Consider the following 1138-nt stretch of genomic DNA (forward strand, 5'->3'; position numbering starts at 1 on the left):
GTGGATCACCCTGCTCGATCGCACCGGAATCGTTCTGTGGTATACCGCGACAACCCTCAACCTCATCAGCCTCTCGCTTGTCATCCTCTACAACGAGATCCGGAACAGCTGACCGGCAAACGCGCTTTTTTATCGCGCGCGAGGCATCTTCAGTCGCATCGCTATGACTGGATCCGGGGGATCCCTGCACGGTCATCCCGGGCCTAAAAAATTATGGCGGGACAGAGCAGGAGAGTACACTCATCCATTAAAGCAGGAACCCGGCAAGCGATCCTGCACCAACACACTGCTTATTATACTCTGAGAGCAACTATTGTAACACAGTTATCCCAAAGACTGTATGAGAAAAAACCATGTTCGGATCAAATAATTTTGGTGGCAGCAGAGGTCCCAGAAACTTCGGCGGCCCGCGTGAAATGACAAAGTGCACCTGTTCAGACTGCGGAAAAGAATGCGAAGTTCCGTTCAAGCCGACCGAGGGCAGGCCGGTTTACTGCCGTGACTGCCTCCCGAAGCACCGGAAACCCCGGTTCTAATTTCAATCATTTCCTTTTTTTTTGCGATTGCGTTTCATCTCGTTTTCAACCAGCCATCCGCCCTGTACCCCGGAATGTTCACACGGACCTGCCAAGTGAAAGGGACGCAGACGTTTATAGGATCGTATAAATATTACCAGTGAATACAGGATGTATCTGCGGTTTTGGTAAGATGTCCTCCCGGAACGGTCGCGCTTTCGTGGTGTGAAGCGACGCCATCATATTACATGGGACAGGAATGCACGCAGGGGTGAGGGATCGAAAAGGATGGATACGGATACGGTACGCAGTCCGCGAAGGCCGTTCTCGCACTACCTGCTCGTATCGATGATCATCCTCATCGTCGTCATCGCCACGGGCATCACGGCTGTCGATTACCTGCAGGCAAAGCAGCGGTACGAGGAGAATGCAGCAGCGTTGCAGGCCCAGACGGAGAGTAACATCGTCCGCACCATCGAGATCATCGACGCCGGGTTCCGCCTTTTCGATGACAGCCAGAACGAGAAGCTCACCGAAGGGTTTTCAGTATTCATGGCGGAGTACGAGGACGCCGGGCGGGACCCGGCCCGGATGGATCTTGAGCGGACACGGGACAGGATCGG

1 protein-coding gene and 1 pseudogene are annotated in these 1138 nt (G+C 54.0%); both read left to right on the forward strand.

The window, feature by feature from the left end:
* Nucleotides 1-353: 353 nt before the first annotated feature.
* The gene (locus tag CW742_RS14345) at nucleotides 354-536 is read left to right on the forward strand and encodes a CxxC-x17-CxxC domain-containing protein (protein ID WP_292421549.1); all 183 of its coding nucleotides are present in this window, start codon (nucleotides 354-356) and stop codon (nucleotides 534-536) included.
* Nucleotides 537-803: 267 nt separating this feature from the next.
* A pseudogene (locus CW742_RS14350) lies at nucleotides 804-1138 on the forward strand (histidine kinase); the annotation flags it as partial.

It is taken from the genome of Methanoregula sp. (assembly GCF_002835825.1).
Classification (GTDB): domain Archaea; phylum Halobacteriota; class Methanomicrobia; order Methanomicrobiales; family Methanospirillaceae; genus Methanoregula.

What these genes read in the sequence shown, in the direction of transcription:
- CW742_RS14345 (WP_292421549.1), top strand. Translation starts at nt 354, where the DNA reads ATGTTCGGATCAAATAATTTTGGTGGCAGCAGAGGTCCCAGAAACTTC.